Genomic DNA, 16,770 nt, shown 5'->3' on the forward strand with positions numbered 1-16,770 from the left:
CTATGACCCCCTGCTTGTAAGGCAGATGCTCTCCCAGCTGAGCTAAGCGTCCAAAGATATTTGTCGCACTAGATTATTTAACCTTAAGCGTCAATTTTGTGCTGCAGTCTTCACTCAACTGCGTTATTCATACTAACACAGCATCTAATCACTGTCAATCAGAAATTTATTTTTTCTTGATTTCTCTTTAAGCAGCTTGCATTTACCTGCGGTAACCTCTGTTATTGTATCAATTATTGATTGCTTTTGATCAATATCTCCACTAACATCCAGTGTGATTTTATCAGTGTACTCTATTTTTGCAATCTTGAAAACCCCTGTTTTTGAAATGTTTTCAATTTGTGCCAAATGCGAATATGAAATTTCATATGTTAAAACTATAGCTTCCCTCACTTCAGAAAGCAATGCTTTATCTATCGCAAGTCTCGCAGAAGTCGAATATGCCCGCACGAGGCCCCCAGTGCCAAGCTTTATTCCACCAAAATAGCGAGTCACGACAATAGCCAGGTTAGTTAGCCCTCTTTCAACAATCATGCGAAGAATCGGTGCGCCAGCAGTCCCCTGTGGCTCACCATCTTCACTAGACCATTGTATCTCTTGTTTCTCTCCTACGACCATAACTGGTACATTGTGTGTTGCATCCTTATATTCACTCTTAATTGACGAGATAAACGCTTTCGCCTCATCACATGAGTCTACCGGTGAAATATGTGCTATAAAACGAGATTTTTGGGTTATATATTCAGCTTTAGCTTCTTGGTATACAGTGTCATAGAGCTTCATTTACAAAATGTACTTGTCAACATCTACTTCCTTGACAGTCTCCTTGAATTTATTTTTTACAAACTCTCTATCAATCACTATCTTTTCAACAGAATTATCTGGAAGTATAAATGATATATCCTCAAGTAATTTTTCAAGAATCGTATATAATCTTCTTGCTCCAATATTTTCAGTCTGCTCATTCATAAGATATGCCATTTCAGCAATTTCATCCGTTGAGTCATCTGTAAACTCAACATCTACTCCTTCAGTTTCGAGTAATGCTTTCTGTTGTTTTGTTACAGCATTTTCTGTAGCAGTAAGAATCTTTTTAAAATCCGCTTTGTCGAGATTCTTTAGCTCGACATTTATCGGGAATCTTCCCTGTAGCTCCGGAATTAAATCAGAAGGCTTAGAAACATGAAATGCTCCAGCTCCAATAAATAACATGTGATCAGTTTTTACTGGACCATGTTTTGTATTAACTACACTCCCTTCAACAATCGGAAGAATATCTCTTTGTACACCTTCACGGGAAACATCCGCACCTGAAGCCATCGAACTTCTAGAAGCAATTTTGTCTATTTCATCAATGAAAATAATACCGTTCTGCTCAGCGTTTTCGATAGCATCATCAATAACTTGATCCATATCTATCAAATTTTGTGCCTCTTGCTCCCTTAATATTTTTCTTGCTTCCCTAACCGTAACTTTTTTGTGCTTGGTCTTTTTAGGCATCATATCTCCAAATATATTGCCTATCGCTATGCCAATTCCTTCATTTTGCATATCTAATTGATTAGTATTTACAGAGTCCTCAACTTCTATATCTATAAGTTGATCCTCTAGTTTGCCTTCTCTTAAATGAATTTTAACTTGTTCTTTAGCCATAGCAACGTCTTCTGGAACACTTTGCTTTTCCAAATTCTGCTGCTCTTCATACTGCTTCTTTTGACTTGGATAGTTGGAATTGTTAAGGAAAAAGTCAAATGGATTAGGTCCATTAACATTCTTGACATTATCTGATGACGCCCCTGGAACAAGAGCATCAATAATCTTTTCCTCAACAAGTTCATCAGCAATTCCATATTTCTCATTTATACGTTGCTGTTTAGTGATCCTGACAGAGGCCTCAACTAGATCTCTGACCATCGAATCAACATCACGTCCAACATAGCCCACCTCAGTAAACTTGGTGGCTTCAACCTTTACAAAAGGTGCTTCCATAATTTTAGCAAGTCTTCTTGCAATTTCAGTTTTTCCAACTCCAGTAGGTCCCATCATGAGAATGTTTTTAGGAGTGATTTCTTCTCTCATGTCTTCGCTTAGTAGACTGCGCCTATATCTATTTCTGAGAGCAATTGCTACTGATTTTTTTGCTTCATCCTGTCCAATTATATATTTATCAAGCTCAGCCACTATCTGTTTAGGAGTCATCGTTTTAATATTATTTTTCATTATTTACCTCATTTACCTCCTATAATTTTTCAACAGAAATATTGTCATTTGTATATACGCAAATAGAAGATGCAATCTCTAGTGACTTGCGAACAATACTTTCAGCATCTAATTCAGTATTATCAAATAGAGCGGAAGCAGCAGAATACGCATAATTACCGCCAGAACCAATAGCAACGACATTTTTATCAGGTTCAATAACTTCCCCGTTCCCTGATATAACTAGTAAATCTTCCTCGTTAACCACTATCATCAAAGCTTCAAGACTACGTGTTGCTTTATCGCTTCTCCAAAATTGAGCTAAATCAACAGCTGCACGCTTTAAATTTCCATCATGCTCCTGTAACTTATTCTCAAACTTATCGGTTAGTGAAAAGGCATCTGCCACGGAACCAGCGAATCCAGTTAGGACTTTTCCTTTAAAGATTTTCTTAACCTTCTTGGCACCGTTCTTCATGATGGTAGTTTCCCCCATCGTAACCTGCCCATCACCACCAATACAAATATCTCCATCAGGCCTTTTAACTGCACAAATAGTTGTCGCATGAAATTGAACCATCATCTACCTCCAAATTATAATAAACCTTTACTTTTTCTCTGGTTTTACATAACTACAATTTTCGTTAGAGCATTTAATTTTAGCTTTTTTCCCTTTGCCTTCAAGAAGCATTGATCCGCATTTAGGACACAGTTCTCCAGTTGGCTTATCCCAAAATGAAACTTCACAATTTGGATAACCACTACACCCGTAGAATATCTTGCCACCGCGTCTGGTCCTCTTTTCAATAATTGGTTTGCCACATTTTGGACAATTTACCCCAATTTCCTTTAAAATTGGTTTTGTGTTTTTGCATTCAGGATACCCGGTGCAGGCTAAGAATTTACCAAATCGGCTTTCTTTAATCGCCATAGGTTTCCCACATAATTCACAAACTTCATCACTTAGGACTACTTCCTGTTCAATCTTCTCTACTTCATTTTTAGCAACTTCTAACTCTTTGCTAAATGGTCCATAAAAATCCTCTATTACATGCTTCCATGCTTCTTTTTTTAGTTCGACTTGGTCTAGTTGATTCTCTAATTCACCCGTAAATTCGACATCTACGATATCTCCGAAATACTCTGAAAGAATACCCGTAACATCAAATCCCAGTTGTGTTGGTACTAGATTTTTCTTTTCTCTAGTAACATAGCGTCTACCCGTAAGCGTTGTTATAATTGCTGAATATGTACTAGGTCTTCCTATATTCTTTTCTTCCATCTCTTTAACAAGACCAGCCTCCGTATATCTAGCAGGTGGTTGTGTAAATTTCTGTTCTTTAATAAGCTCTATACAATTAAGTTCATCACCTTTTTTGAGTTCTGGTACATACGAATCCTTATCGCTTGCAATTGGATATACCCTTCTCCAGCCATCAAAAACTAATCTTGAACCAGATGACCTAAATTCATATCCATTATTATCTATGGTTACAGTCACTGTATCAAACTCTGCAGCTGCCATCTGTGATGCAACAAATCGATTCCAAACAAGGGTGTATAGCTTAAATTGATCTAAAGTCAATGAATCGCGAATTGCCTCCGGTTCAAGGTTAACATCTGTAGGCCTAATTGCTTCATGTGCATCCTGTATGTCTTTATTCTTGTTTGAAAATGAGTTATTGGAACAATATTCCTTACCAAATTTATTAGCTATAAATTCCGATGCAGCTTCTTTTGCAGCAGATGATATTCTAACGGAATCAGTACGTAAATAAGTAATTAAACCTCTCGTTCCAATTCCTTTTACGTCAATCCCTTCGTATAGCTGTTGGGCAATTTGCATAGTCTTCTTAGTCTGAAAATTCAACTTTATAGAAGCATCCTGCTGTAGACTACTAGTAGTAAATGGCGCATAAGGTTTTGGCTTTCTCTTACCTGTCTTTACACTCTCTACTACAAATCTTCCTGCACTTAACTGCTTCTCAATATTATCAGCTTCTTCAGCTTTAGTAATGCGAATATCTTCTCCATTGTATTTACTGAGCGATGCATTGAAATTATCTCCATAATCAGCCGTTATAGTCCAATACTCTTCAGGTACAAAAGATTTGATTTCATTCTCTCTATCACAAATCATCTTGAGAGCTGCAGACTGCACTCTACCAGCAGAGAGACCACGCCTTACCTTCTGCCATAGAAGCGGACTAATCTGATATCCAACTAATCTATCTAGCACTCTTCTGGCTTGCTGAGCATCTACTAATCCCATATCTATTGACCTAGGATGCTTAATAGCTTCTTTTACGGCTTCTTTATTTATTTCATTAAAAACTATCCTGCATTCACTTTTAGGATCGATATCAAGCAAATATGCTAAATGCCATGATATAGCCTCTCCCTCACGGTCTGGGTCAGTTGCCAAAAGAACACGTGATGCCGACGATGCCGCTTTCTTAAGTTCCTTAATCTTGTCACCCTTGCCTCTTATATTTATGTATCCAGGTTCAAATTGATTTTCTATATCTATCCCTAGTCTGCTCTTAGGTAAATCCCTTACATGTCCTACTGAAGCGAGCACATTATAAGAAGGACCTAAGTATTTCCCAATAACTTTGGCTTTTGAAGGCGATTCAACAATTAATAGTGTGCGCTTCCTAGCAGTTTTCTTGGACTTCGTTGTTTTTTTATTCTTGGTTGACGTTTTAGTTTTTGTACTAGGCATCAATTAACCCCTTAACAATTAATTTATAAATATAACTTCTCTATAATATTAGAGTTCATCATAAACCTTGGGATTTTATTTTGCAAGAAATACTTTGCCACCGTAGGTTGTAATGACCCCCTTAATCTCGAGCACTGTAAGTATAGCACTGACTTTTCCAGCGTTTTTGTTGAGATTGTGTGCAATGCTATCAATAGTACAAGATGTGGATTTCTGAATCTCCTTATAAATCTCTAGTTCGTCATTTCCAAGATCCGTCTCAATATCTTGCGGAGTATATTCTACTCCCTTGATTTCCGATGTTACATCACTGATACTAATCAATGGAATTGCACCATCTTTAATTAATTTATTTGTTCCAACACTAAACTGGCTATTTATGTTCCCAGGCACAGCGTAGATGCTTTTTCCTTGTTCATTCGCAAAGTCAGCAGTTATTAGTGATCCGCTGTTAAGACCAGCTTCCACAACTACTACAGCTTCAGATATTGCGCTTATAATCCTGTTCCTCTGAGGAAATGTATACTTAGCACCTGGTGTACCAGGCTCATATTCAGATATAATTAATCCGCTAGAAGCGATTTTGTTATATAGCCATGCATTTCTCACTGGATGAATTATATCAATTCCAGTACCGAGCACCGCTATGGCCTTCCCTCCCAGACTCACTGTTCCTTCATGCGCAAAACTATCAATTCCATATGCAAGACCTGAAACCACGGGAATATCAGCTTTAGCAAGTTCTTTACCTATCATTTGGGCTACAATTTTTCCATAAAGAGTATATTTTCTCGAACCAATTACCGCTACTGATTTTAGGCCAAGAAGATTTAAGTCACCTATACAGTATAGGCGTTCAGGTGGATCATTTATTATTCTTAAATTTTCTGGATAATACGGTGAATTAATATCAATTTCTTTAATTTCATTGCTATATTTATTATTCATATTTTATCTTTTCCCATATCAAATTCACTACATCTATACCCAAGTGCTTCTGCTAAATGTGTAATACTAACTTTCCGCTCTTGTTCTATATCTGCAATGGTTCTCGCTACCTTAAGTGTGCGTATATAACTCCTCGGAGATAGGTTAAGCCTATCATATGCATTTTCTAAAAATTTATTTTCAAGATTTCCAAGTAGACAAGCGTCTCTAATTTTCTTATCACTAATATTTCCGCATTTTTCGTCTCTTCCTTCTAGTTTAGAGAACTTTACAGCATCACTTACCATCGAACTCATTGTTTCACTATCTAGCACCTTGTTTATTCCACTTTTCTCAAATTTGAGATCCTCATATCTGACTTCTTGCATGGTAAGTTGCAAATCTATTCTATCTAAAATTGGACCACTCATTCGTCTTCTGTACCTAGCAATCTCTTGTGCAGTACATGTGCATTCATTTGATTCACTTCCAAAAAATCCACATGGGCAAGGGTTTGCCGCCATAACCACAAGTGCTCTACACGGAAATTCATATGTAATTCCTTGTCTAGATATTACGATTTTATGATCTTCTAATGGCTGCCGAAGGGCTTCTATTTGACCTGAATCAAACTCACAAAATTCATCGAGAAACAGCACACCATTATGAGCTAAAGAAATTTCTCCAGGCAAAGGATATACCCCGCCACCGAGAAGAGCTGCTCTAGATATAGTGTGATGCGGGGATCTAAAAGGTCTATTTATCAAGTTATTACTGCCTTTATTAAGATGACCTGCCACAGAGTGTATTATTGTAGTTTCTAGCAGTTCACTATTTGTAATCGGTGTTAATATTGTAGGCATCCGCTTTGCAAGCATAGTTTTACCACACCCGGGAGGTCCAATCATAAGTAGTGGATGCTTACCAGCAGCGGCGACAACAAGTGCTCTTTTTGCATACTCTTGCCCTTTTATGTCTGAATAATCGCATTCTTCTATTCTCTCATTAGAGTTATTTTCAATTGGAAAAGTATCTCCCTCACTAAGTTCGTTATTAATTGCAACTATTGCATCTTCAAGTTTCTTAACCCCTATTACAGAAATCCCCTCTACCATCGATGCTTCCTTAACATTTCTTACAGGAAGAATAACCTTTTTTATGCCTGTTTCACGAAAGGCTATTATCAAAGGTAAAACCCCATCTATTGGCATAATCCGCCCAGAGAGAGAGAGCTCTCCAATAACCGCATATGCTTTCGCTTTCCTACTATTTACTACTAGAGTACTCGAGAGTACTCCGATTGCAATCGGGAGATCTAGATGACTTCCATTTTTATTAAGACTTGCTGGCGATAAATTGACAGTTATATGGCCATGCGGAAAATCATAACCTGAATGTATTATTGCTGAGCGAATCCTTTCCCTCGATTCTATAACTGATTTTGAAGCTAAACCAACAATATTGAAATTAGGAAGACCATTGCCTATACATGTTTCAATGTTTACCTTCTGACCTTCGATTCCTTTAATAACTCCACTTGTAATCGTTGATAGCATATTCACCTCTAAAAACAATTCTTACTAACTTTGCATTCAATTTCGACTACGTCAAATCGAGCATTATAATTGCTAAAATCTGCATGTTTACGCAAGAAATGACCGGCCACGTTTTTGATATGACGGATTTTATTGGTTGATATTGCCTCTGCTGGATAACCATATTTATCGCTCGTCCTCGTTTTAACTTCAATAAAGCTAAGTACATTTTCCCTCGTGTCCATAGCGATAATATCTATCTCTCCTAATTTACATGTATAGTTTCTTGCAATCACCTCATATCCTTGCTGTTCAAGTATATCTGCAGCCATCTTTTCGCCTAGACTACCTATTATCTTGTTGTACTTCATACAATCTCCTTTCAATAATTAATAAATGCAATTTCTAATTATCATGGAAACTCTTTTTATCACGAAATAGATAAGCATTCATTATGATTGCAAAAAAAATGCATACAGGACTGCAAATAGTGAATTCACAGTTCGTATGCATTGATTTTTATTTTTAATTTGATTTTAAACTTCTTCGCCAAAGCAGAACTTTAATATGGCTTTACCGACGCCTCCGTTTACATTTGTATCCGTTATGTAATCAGCATTCTCCTTAACAATATCCCATGCATTTTCCATAGCAACTCCAATTTCCGCTAACTGCAACATCGGAATATCATTCGCTGCATCACCACAGCACATAAGCTCAGATCTGTCTATCGAGAGTATTTTCATAAGTTCAGACAACGCTTTGCTTTTGCTAGAGCCGAGTCCACCGATTTCAATATTATTTGGCACAGATGACGTTACATTAGCATCATCATATTTACTTACTATCTTTCGAATATCCTCAAGCTTATCCATATCTTCAAAAAAGATATTTATATTCTCAATCTCTGTGCAGTTATCAAGCATAAATCCAAATATATCATCCAATGGATTTCTCGTCCTAAGAACATACTCGCGCCTTCTGTGAATGCTTCCATTAACATCAATGTCATGATAGAGAGCTGAATCTATATACGCTCTTCCATTGTGAAAAGCCTCGAGATATAGATTTCGTTCTCTCGCAAGATCCACTACTCTCCCGATTACATCTGGCTCTATAAAACTGGAATACACATCATGTCCCTGCTTTAAATCACGAACATGAGCTCCATTTGAGGAAATTATATATCTTAGCCCGAATATATTCATAATGTCTTCCGGAACTGCTGAAATGACACGCCCTGTCGTCACAACAATATTTATACCCGCATCAATTGCGCGCTCAATAGCAATCTTGTTGATTGGAGGTAGTTTACCGTTAATCCCAAGAGTTGTTCCATCTAAATCTAATCCAATAATCTTAATACTCATTTATACCTCTTAATGCACTTTTTTGTTGATTTTTCAATCAAAAAATGATAACTCAATTGCAAATATTGTGTGTTTGAATTATAATTCACTATTGAGCTATTAATGAAATACATTATATATTGATTCAGCTCGTTAATCTATATTTTATTTTATGACAGGATGGCGAAATGAAAATTGCGATAATTGGAGCCGGAAAGCTTGGAATCAGAATTACTGAAGCTCTGCTTGATGGAGATTATGATGTTACGGTTGTAGATAACAATGAAAAAAAATTAGATATACTAGCACAACAGTTCGATGTATTCACTGTTCTTGGTGATGCCAAGACTATCGAAACACTCAATAATATTGACGTAAAATCTTTCGATTTTCTCATCGCCACAACGACATCTGATGATACAAATATCTTAGCTGCTTCTTTTGCAAAGATTCTCGGCTGCAAACGCGTAATTGCAAGAGTTAGAGAGCCGGAACATATGAATCAGTTAGACTTTCTCAGGGAGCACTATAATATTGATATGCTCATTAATCCTGACCTTCTAATTACTTCTGAAATCTATCGATATCTGGTTGAGAAATACACTCTTAGCAATGGTATTTTTACTTCGAGAAGTATCGCACTTATTGAATTTGAAGCTGATAAGAAACCTCAGCTTATCGGTAAATCGCTAGTTGAATTTCGAACTATTATGCCAGATATGCTAATGGTAGGTATTTCTCGCAAAGGAAAAATGATAATTCCGCATGGAAATTCGGTTATAGAAGCACACGACCTCCTCTATCTTATAGGTGAAAAGGAAAATGTATTTGATTTAGCTAGTCGTGTACACACTAAAATGAAGCATTCTGCAGTACAGAAGGTTATGATTATCGGCGGCGGAAAAACCGGGTATTACCTTGCTTCTAGGCTATCTGAGTACGGCGTATTCGTAAAGATAATCGAAAAAGACAAAGCTCGTTGTCACTATTTGGCGAATAAGCTTGAAAATGTAATGGTTCTTAATGGTGATGGATCTAATGTTGGTCTACTTACTGAAGAGGATATGGATGAAATGGATGCTTTTGTAACGGCGACAGGTTATGATGAAGAGAACCTCCTTCTTGCTCTTATGGCCAAGACGCATGGTATAGAAGATGTAATTTCTAAGGTTAGTCATGACAGCTATACAGATTTAATTTCAAAGCTCGGTATAGATGTAGTTCTTAACCCACTTGATATCAGTTGTTCAACTATTCTTAGGCTCATACGCGGGGCAAAAAAAGTTATATCATCCGTCCTTCTGCAAGGTCAGGCCGAACTCATGGAGGTTTATGCGCAGGAAGGCATGGGCATGATTAATATTCCTCTTAAAAACATGAACCTGCCTGATTATATAATCATCGCAGCCATCCACCGCGGAATGGACACAATAATTCCTGATGGAAATACAAAAATCAAACCTGGAGATCGAGTTACAATCGTCTGCATGATCTCCAATATCGGATATGTAGAGAAACTATTTAAGCCAAATATAAGACTTAATATTTTAAAGTAAGTGCCATGTGTAAACGAGTTATTAATATAATCGGAAAACTGCAATTTGTTATCGGAGGTAGCATGATGCTACCTCTATTTGTCGCGGTGATTTACAAAGAATATAACTCAGTAGTTGCTTTTACTATCGCATGCGCAATTTCTTTCGGTTTAGGCATAATTACAACGAGCATTTTAGGAAGATCTAGCTCTACTGAAGCGCTTCGATACACAGACAGCTATTTTATCGTTTCATTTGCGTGGATTATGTCCTCTGTTTTGGCTGCGATACCATTCGTAATACAAGGGTCTATTCCAAATGTTATAGACGCTTTTTTTGAGATGTGTTCTGGCTTTTCAACCACTGGGGCAACTATACTTACAGATGTTGAGGCCCTGCCAAAATCAATGTTACTATGGCGCTCAGAGACCCAATGGCTTGGAGGAATGGGAATTGTCGTTTTAATGGTTGCACTAGTTCCTAACCTAGGAGTAAAGGCGCAAAACGTTGCAAGTGCAGAGACACCCGGCCCCACTGTAACGAAACTGACTTCTAGATTCTCCGATACTGCTAGAAGTCTTTATATCGCATACGTAATACTTACTGTTATTCTAATAGTTCTGCTGCTTTTGGGCGGTATGAATATATTTGATGCTGTTGCCCACTCTTTCTCAACTATGGCTACTGGTGGTTTTGGTGTTTATAATGATAGTGTAGCTCATTTCCATAGCTATTACATTACATGGGTTATTATAATATTCATGATTATAGCAGGTACTAACTTCAATCTTTTTTTTACAATGCTTGGAGGCAAAATTAAAACTGCTCTGGCTGATGAGGAATTGAGACTTTATGCTGGCATTTTGGCAATATCTACAACACTTATAACAATATCACTTCTCTTTCAAGGTGGATATAAGAATACATTTAAAGCAGTTACTGATGCGGCTTTTCAAGTTGCAACGATGATATCCACTACTGGATATGCAACTACTGATTTTAATCTGTGGCCTGCATTTTGTAAGATGGTCTTGATATTAGTTATGTTTACAGGAGCAATGAGTTCATCAACAGCAGGTGGAATAAAAATCATCCGTGTATTGTCAGTATTTAAGATGTTTAAGCGTGAAGTTAAGGTTAGACTTCATGACAATATTATTGACGATGTTAAATATAACGGTACGAAAATCTCTGGTGAAGTTATGATGTACATGCTATCATTTGTCATTACATTTTTGATGACGCTAGGTATTGGAACTATGCTAGTTTCTCTCCGATCAAACGCTGATTTGGTCACTGATTTTACAGCTGTTTTATCTTGTATAAGTAACGTTGGTCCTGGATTAGCCCAAGTTGGTCCGATAGAAAACTTCCATTTCTATTCTGACTTTTCAACATTTGTACTTGCGTTAATAATGATAATTGGAAGACTCGAGCTTAGCACATTTCTGATCATGTTCTCTAGGCATTACTGGAATAGACATAGAGTTTAATGAGGATATCAGATGGTTAGTAAAGAAAAGAGATTTGTTCTTCATATGGTATTTGCATCCTTGATGATATTTGGAGCCTTCACGGTTCCAGCTGTTTTGTTATGCATAAGATATCAGGATTACAATGAACTAGCTCATATTGGTACTATATCTATATCAACATTCATTATAGGTTTTATAGGTCAGAAAGTGTTTTACTATGATATAAATCGTATGAACTCGAGAATATGCTTTATGACGACTATTTTTACGTGGCTCACTATGATTTTCATTACATCAATCCCTTTCTATCTGAGTAGCCTTAATTTATCGTATATAGATTCATTATATGAAGCCGTTGCTTCATGGACAACTACTGGTACTTCGGTTGTAAACTCAGATGTTATGCCAATTGGTCTTCAAATGCTACGCGCTTCGTGTAACTGGATGGGTGCACTCGGGATTATTGTTATTGCTTTAAACTTCTTACCGACATGGCAGTTTGTAGGAAGATCTCTTGTCATTACAGAAATAGCAGGTCCTGGATTTATGAAAATAAATACTACATTCAGAAAGACTTATCGCAGAGCTCTAGCAATATATATATCACTTACTGCAATACAATATGCACTATTAAGATTATCGGGTTTAAATAAAAGCGATTCTCTTATTACATCGCTCAGCAACATTAGTACAGCTGGCTTAATGAACCTTAACAATGGGAATATTATTAGTTATGGACTAGCTGTAAAGATAATAATTACAACTTTCGCTTTCATGAGTTCGCTCAACTTTTCCATTCTATTATTAGCAACTATGAGAAAATTTAGAGAGTTAACTGAAGGACCAGAATTAAAATTTCACTCTGGACGAATTTTGACAACTGCTATTTTCATTACGGGAATATTGTATATCACATATAACAGAAGTATTTCATCGCTAAAAGAATTCGGTAATGTTCTAATGCAAGTTAATTCTTATTTTACTACAGCAGGGTATCAAATTTCTGATACTAGCCGATGGCCAGGAGCAGCTTGTGCAATTATATTAGTGCAGATGTTTATCGGAGCATGCGCGATATCTTCTGGTGGTGGAATAAAAGCTGCAAGAACAATAATTGCCTTAAAAACGGCTTCTAGAACGCTTTATCACCATATTCACAAGAATGCTATTAGACCAATTAAATACGCAGGAACACCGCTTAAACTCAACACCCTTCTACGTTGTAACTTATACATTGTAATGTTTGTTGTAACGTATCTGTTTGGTGCTCTAATATTATCGATTAATCTTGATCTTAATACTGCACTAAGCACTTCGCTAGCGATGCTCACTAACACTGGCACTTACATTAATCAAACTGCAACGACTGGGATTCTTGATGACTACTCTATAGTATCAAAGATAACTATGATGTTTCTAATGCTCGCAGGCAGACTTGAAATCTACCCTGTTATACTCTTATTCTTCAAGAGCTTCTGGAAGAATGATAACGATTTCTTCTAATAAAAGGCGGGTAATCAAAGTTTTTTAGGATCTAGATATTTTAGGGGCAAATTTTAGGGTAATCAAAGTTTTTTAGGATCTAGATATTTTAGGGGCGAATTTTAGGGTCTGGTTTTAGGGGTCAGATTTGGTATTTGAAAAGCGAGGCAGTTGTTATTCTTACCTCGCTTTTCACTTTCTCATAATATGTTTTTGGGAAAACATCTGAGAAAGGAATTCATATGAATATTATCACATCTTTATTAGACATAGAAGACAATGCCCTTGAGTTATTGTCTTGCGAAGTTCAAGGGTTAAAGAAAATAGTCACTGTTGGTAATGTGCCTATACCTCACTTTTGTCCAAATTGTTCTTACAAAATGCAAATATATTATTGTATCCATTTGCGTGTGGCGTTATTCATTGGGACTCGCAAATAGATACAATTTCACGGTATAAATTGTTAATGCACCTCACTATCGTTTGAAAAAAAGAGATGGAATTTATCAATCTCCCATAGTTTTACATTAAATTATTATCCTAGAGACTTTGAATTCAAACACCTTTTTATTGCTTGTGCAAAGTCATCAGGGTTTTCCCATGCCATTGAGTGCCCAGCATTTGGAACAACTTCAACAAGAATACCATGCTCTGTTAATTTATCAAAATCTGCATCAGGTAATGATTTTTCTCCAAAAATAAAATATTTTGGAAATTCAAGTCTATATAAAAGTTCTCTCCATGATACTTTACCACCACTAACAGCATTAACAGATAATTCAAATGCGGCTTTTGGTAGCCAGTTTCTTAAGGTGGCGGTCCACATTGTATTTCCTGATTTTTCATACTCTATAAGTTTACTTTCAAAAGACTTATCTAAATCCATCTCATTAAAATTTGCAAATTCAAAACTTGCTGATCCAGGAGTGCTAGGTTCTAAGTTTGATTCACTAAGGATAAGAGCCTTTACACGACTTTTTAACAAAGCAGACAATTCTATAGCTATTGCACCTCCTAAACTGTGACCAAATAATATAATTTTTTCTAAATTAAGATCTTCAATAAATTCTTTTAAGTATTTAACATGTGAAGCAACTGTATATTTAAATAGTAATGGTTTATCACTATAACCCGCACCCAATAAATCAACTAAAATTATTCTATGTTCACTTCCGAGAGCAGACGCTACTTCAATGTAGTCAAAAGATCCCGCACATCCTAAACCATGTATAAATACAATTGGTATTGAGTCACCATAAAAATCATTATATCGAATTTTGTATGCTGTACCTTTAATTTTATATTCTTTCATTTGTACCTCATCATCAATGATCTTTAAAATATGCATAATAATAGCCATCAAAAGTTGAAAGACAATATAGCTAGGCTTCCTTTTCAAATGACAACTTACCTTCAATATAAGCAATGTGTGGTCACTGGAGAAATAGATACCGTTGTAGGACATAATGCAAGCAAGGAATCTATCGTCCTGAAATTAGTCGAAAAATAGACTGATTACTATATACCCATAAAGCTATTACCGTTAAGCAATCTCAAAATCTATATATCCGTCTTCTGGACTAGCATCAACAACTCTGATTCTAATAGGCTGTCCGAGTGTAATTGTATTGCCACTAACTTCATCAATGGCAGAATACGACTTCTCATCTATGATATATCTATTACCAAGTAACTCTAGTCCGATAAATCCTTCTATCGTATTCTCAAGCTCAACGTATATACCGTGAGATTTTACTCCACTTACAACACCATCAAACTCACTGCCTATATGATTACTCATATATATAACTTGATAATGCTTTGTAACCTTTCGTTCAAGTTCCATAGCATTTCGTTCTGTCTCTGATATGTGCCTACAAGCATCTTCCAAGAACGCATTATATCCTGTTCCATTCGAGATAAATTCTCCTGCGTGAATTTGATTCTTAATCGTTCTGTGAACGAGCAAATCAGCATATCTTCTGATTGGTGATGTAAAGTGACAATAGTACTTAAACGCAAGACCGTAGTGACCTAGGCATTCTGATGAATAATATGCCTTCTGCATTGTTCTAATCATAACACGGCTTACTAGTGCTTCTTCTGGTTTGCCATCAAGCATAGTAAGAATATTGCTTAGCTCCTTTGTCTTTATCGAATCTGATTTGCCATTGAGAGAAAAGCCTAGATTCATCAGGAATTCCTTTAGCTCCATCATTTTAAGAGTATCGGGTTTCTCATGAACTCTATAGGCAAATGGCTTTTTCGCCCAGAAATAGTGCTCTGCAACAGTCCTATTAGCAGCAAGCATAAATTCCTCAATCAATCGGTTAGCTACTCTGCGATCAGACAGAATAACATCTATCGGCTCACCATCTTCATTTAATATTATCCTTGATTCTGGTAAATCAAAGTCAAGACTTCCGTCACGTTTCCGCCTTCTTGAGAGGATATGATATAATTCGGAGGCGTCTGTAAGCATCGGATACGCATCAATATACTTATTTATTTGTTCCTCATTATTAATCTCTAGCATATCCGATACATCATCATAAATTAACCTGTAATTAGACTTAATTATTGATTCACTAATATCGTAATTTACAACATGCCCTTCATCATCAATTTCCATTGCACAGCTAATCGTAAGTCTTTCGACATCAGGATTCAAACTGCACTCGCCATTTGAAAGACGTTCGGGAAGCATAGGGATAACTCTATCAGGTAGATATACACTATTTCCTCTACTTAAAGCCTCCTTATCGAGAGCACTGCCTTCACGTACATATTCCGCAACGTCGGCGATGTGTACAAGCAACTCGTAATTTCCATTATCTAGCTTTCTAACGCTTATAGCATCGTCAAAATCCTTTGAATCAGGTCCATCAATAGTTACGGTCATAAGCGATCTGTAATCCTTACGTCCATGTGAAGGGACAGTCTTTACTCTATTAGCTATTTCATCTGCATCGTTTATTACTCGATTAGAGAAATGTGGTTTAACGTTATAATCAGCCATTTGACTGAGAATAAACTGATCTTTATCTCCAGCCCTAGCTACTATTCTTTTAACTCTACCTTCTGCAATATAATCGCCTTTAGGGTATCTAATAATCTTCGCCTTAACGACATCCCCAGGTTTAGCACTGCTAAGATTATGCTTAGATATCATTACATTGTCGTTATTGTTATTAATCGGGTTTACAAGGTATAAGCCACGCTGCACGATTAAATGTCCTATAACGTACTTACAGCTCCGTTCTACGATTTTAATTATATTGCCTTCAAAAGCACCCCGCCTTATGTGATTTTCACGAGACTTCACTCGTACAATATCCCCATTCATGGCACCATTCATGTCTCTTCCTGATACGAATACATCAACACCATAATCAGGGCACACGAAACCAAACCCACGTTTATTCTTCATGAGTTTACCTTCTACAATCATCGTTCTCCTAGCGTTTCGCTTCGGCTTCTTTATCTTTCTTCTTCTAGACATCTTACCCTACTTGTAAATATAAAAATAGGCCGACAAAAGTC

Annotated in this window: 13 protein-coding genes; 3 read left to right on the forward strand and 10 right to left on the reverse strand. The window is 36.6% G+C overall.

Annotated elements, in window-relative coordinates; all coding sequences use genetic code 11:
• Positions 1 to 144: 144 nt before the first annotated feature.
• The 8 genes from Q7O90_RS07035 to Q7O90_RS07070 all read right to left on the reverse strand — a co-directional run bounded on the left by Q7O90_RS07035 (position 145) and on the right by Q7O90_RS07070 (position 8,756).
• Positions 145 to 783 carry a YigZ family protein gene (locus Q7O90_RS07035; RefSeq protein ID WP_304128902.1) on the reverse strand — a complete coding sequence of 213 codons (639 nt, stop codon included), beginning with the start codon at positions 781 to 783 and terminating at the stop codon, positions 145 to 147.
• Positions 784 to 2,220, reverse strand: a complete 1,437-nt coding sequence (gene hslU / locus Q7O90_RS07040) for an ATP-dependent protease ATPase subunit HslU (RefSeq protein WP_304128904.1) — start codon at positions 2,218 to 2,220, stop codon at positions 784 to 786.
• Between the two features lie 19 nt (positions 2,221 to 2,239).
• Complete coding sequence (gene hslV, locus Q7O90_RS07045) at positions 2,240 to 2,782, reverse strand: ATP-dependent protease subunit HslV (RefSeq protein ID WP_330607367.1); 543 nt, start codon at positions 2,780 to 2,782, stop codon at positions 2,240 to 2,242.
• A gap of 24 nt (positions 2,783 to 2,806) precedes the next feature.
• On the reverse strand, positions 2,807 to 4,924 hold the full coding sequence (gene topA, locus Q7O90_RS07050; RefSeq protein WP_304128906.1) for a type I DNA topoisomerase: 2,118 nt from the start codon (positions 4,922 to 4,924) through the stop codon (positions 2,807 to 2,809).
• A 75-nt stretch (positions 4,925 to 4,999) separates the two neighbouring features.
• Positions 5,000 to 5,872 (reverse strand): DNA-processing protein DprA, encoded by an 873-nt coding sequence (dprA, locus tag Q7O90_RS07055; RefSeq protein WP_304128907.1) that lies wholly within the window; start codon positions 5,870 to 5,872, stop codon positions 5,000 to 5,002.
• Positions 5,869 to 7,407: a YifB family Mg chelatase-like AAA ATPase gene (locus Q7O90_RS07060; RefSeq protein WP_304128909.1), complete on the reverse strand. Its 1,539-nt coding sequence runs from the start codon at positions 7,405 to 7,407 to the stop codon at positions 5,869 to 5,871. Before Q7O90_RS07060 ends, dprA begins: the two co-directional genes overlap by 4 nt.
• A gap of 8 nt (positions 7,408 to 7,415) precedes the next feature.
• The gene (locus Q7O90_RS07065; protein ID WP_304128911.1) at positions 7,416 to 7,757 is read right to left on the reverse strand and encodes a YraN family protein; all 342 of its coding nucleotides are present in this window, start codon (positions 7,755 to 7,757) and stop codon (positions 7,416 to 7,418) included.
• A 165-nt stretch (positions 7,758 to 7,922) separates the two neighbouring features.
• A complete protein-coding gene (locus tag Q7O90_RS07070; protein WP_304128913.1) occupies positions 7,923 to 8,756 on the reverse strand; it encodes a Cof-type HAD-IIB family hydrolase in 834 nt (277 codons plus the stop codon).
• A 167-nt stretch (positions 8,757 to 8,923) separates the two neighbouring features.
• Between Q7O90_RS07070 and trkA the strand changes: the two genes are divergently transcribed.
• The 3 genes from trkA to Q7O90_RS07085 all read left to right on the forward strand — a co-directional run bounded on the left by trkA (position 8,924) and on the right by Q7O90_RS07085 (position 13,248).
• Positions 8,924 to 10,291, forward strand: a complete 1,368-nt coding sequence (trkA, locus tag Q7O90_RS07075) for a Trk system potassium transporter TrkA (RefSeq protein WP_304128915.1) — start codon at positions 8,924 to 8,926, stop codon at positions 10,289 to 10,291.
• A 62-nt stretch (positions 10,292 to 10,353) separates the two neighbouring features.
• Positions 10,354 to 11,763, forward strand: a complete 1,410-nt coding sequence (locus tag Q7O90_RS07080; protein ID WP_304128917.1) for a TrkH family potassium uptake protein — start codon at positions 10,354 to 10,356, stop codon at positions 11,761 to 11,763.
• A gap of 12 nt (positions 11,764 to 11,775) precedes the next feature.
• Positions 11,776 to 13,248, forward strand: a complete 1,473-nt coding sequence (locus Q7O90_RS07085) for a TrkH family potassium uptake protein (RefSeq protein WP_304128919.1) — start codon at positions 11,776 to 11,778, stop codon at positions 13,246 to 13,248.
• 514 nt (positions 13,249 to 13,762) lie between these two features.
• Here Q7O90_RS07085 and Q7O90_RS07090 read toward each other — a convergent pair.
• Both Q7O90_RS07090 and rnr read right to left on the reverse strand, forming a co-directional pair.
• Positions 13,763 to 14,539, reverse strand: coding sequence for an alpha/beta fold hydrolase (locus tag Q7O90_RS07090; RefSeq protein ID WP_304128921.1), 777 nt, complete (start codon positions 14,537 to 14,539; stop codon positions 13,763 to 13,765).
• A 231-nt stretch (positions 14,540 to 14,770) separates the two neighbouring features.
• Positions 14,771 to 16,729: a ribonuclease R gene (gene rnr / locus Q7O90_RS07095; protein ID WP_304128922.1), complete on the reverse strand. Its 1,959-nt coding sequence runs from the start codon at positions 16,727 to 16,729 to the stop codon at positions 14,771 to 14,773.
• Positions 16,730 to 16,770: the final 41 nt, after the last annotated feature.

Source organism: Mogibacterium diversum (genome assembly GCF_938028775.1).
In the GTDB taxonomy this organism is placed as follows: domain Bacteria; phylum Bacillota; class Clostridia; order Peptostreptococcales; family Anaerovoracaceae; genus Mogibacterium; species Mogibacterium diversum_A.

Excerpts from the sequence above, each read along its gene's own strand:
- Q7O90_RS07060 (WP_304128909.1), bottom strand. The coding sequence starts at position 7,407 with ATGCTATCAACGATTACAAGTGGAGTTATTAAAGGAATCGAAGGTCAG.
- Q7O90_RS07090 (WP_304128921.1), bottom strand. The coding sequence starts at position 14,539 with ATGAAAGAATATAAAATTAAAGGTACAGCATACAAAATTCGATATAAT.
- Q7O90_RS07070 (WP_304128913.1), bottom strand. The coding sequence starts at position 8,756 with ATGAGTATTAAGATTATTGGATTAGATTTAGATGGAACAACTCTTGGG.
- Q7O90_RS07035 (WP_304128902.1), bottom strand. The coding sequence starts at position 783 with ATGAAGCTCTATGACACTGTATACCAAGAAGCTAAAGCTGAATATATA.
- Q7O90_RS07065 (WP_304128911.1), bottom strand. The coding sequence starts at position 7,757 with ATGAAGTACAACAAGATAATAGGTAGTCTAGGCGAAAAGATGGCTGCA.
- hslV (WP_330607367.1), bottom strand. The coding sequence starts at position 2,782 with ATGATGGTTCAATTTCATGCGACAACTATTTGTGCAGTTAAAAGGCCT.
- topA (WP_304128906.1), bottom strand. The coding sequence starts at position 4,924 with ATGCCTAGTACAAAAACTAAAACGTCAACCAAGAATAAAAAAACAACG.
- Q7O90_RS07080 (WP_304128917.1), top strand. The coding sequence starts at position 10,354 with ATGATGCTACCTCTATTTGTCGCGGTGATTTACAAAGAATATAACTCA.
- rnr (WP_304128922.1), bottom strand. The coding sequence starts at position 16,729 with ATGTCTAGAAGAAGAAAGATAAAGAAGCCGAAGCGAAACGCTAGGAGA.
- dprA (WP_304128907.1), bottom strand. The coding sequence starts at position 5,872 with ATGAATAATAAATATAGCAATGAAATTAAAGAAATTGATATTAATTCA.
- hslU (WP_304128904.1), bottom strand. The coding sequence starts at position 2,220 with ATGAAAAATAATATTAAAACGATGACTCCTAAACAGATAGTGGCTGAG.
- trkA (WP_304128915.1), top strand. The coding sequence starts at position 8,924 with ATGAAAATTGCGATAATTGGAGCCGGAAAGCTTGGAATCAGAATTACT.
- Q7O90_RS07085 (WP_304128919.1), top strand. The coding sequence starts at position 11,776 with ATGGTTAGTAAAGAAAAGAGATTTGTTCTTCATATGGTATTTGCATCC.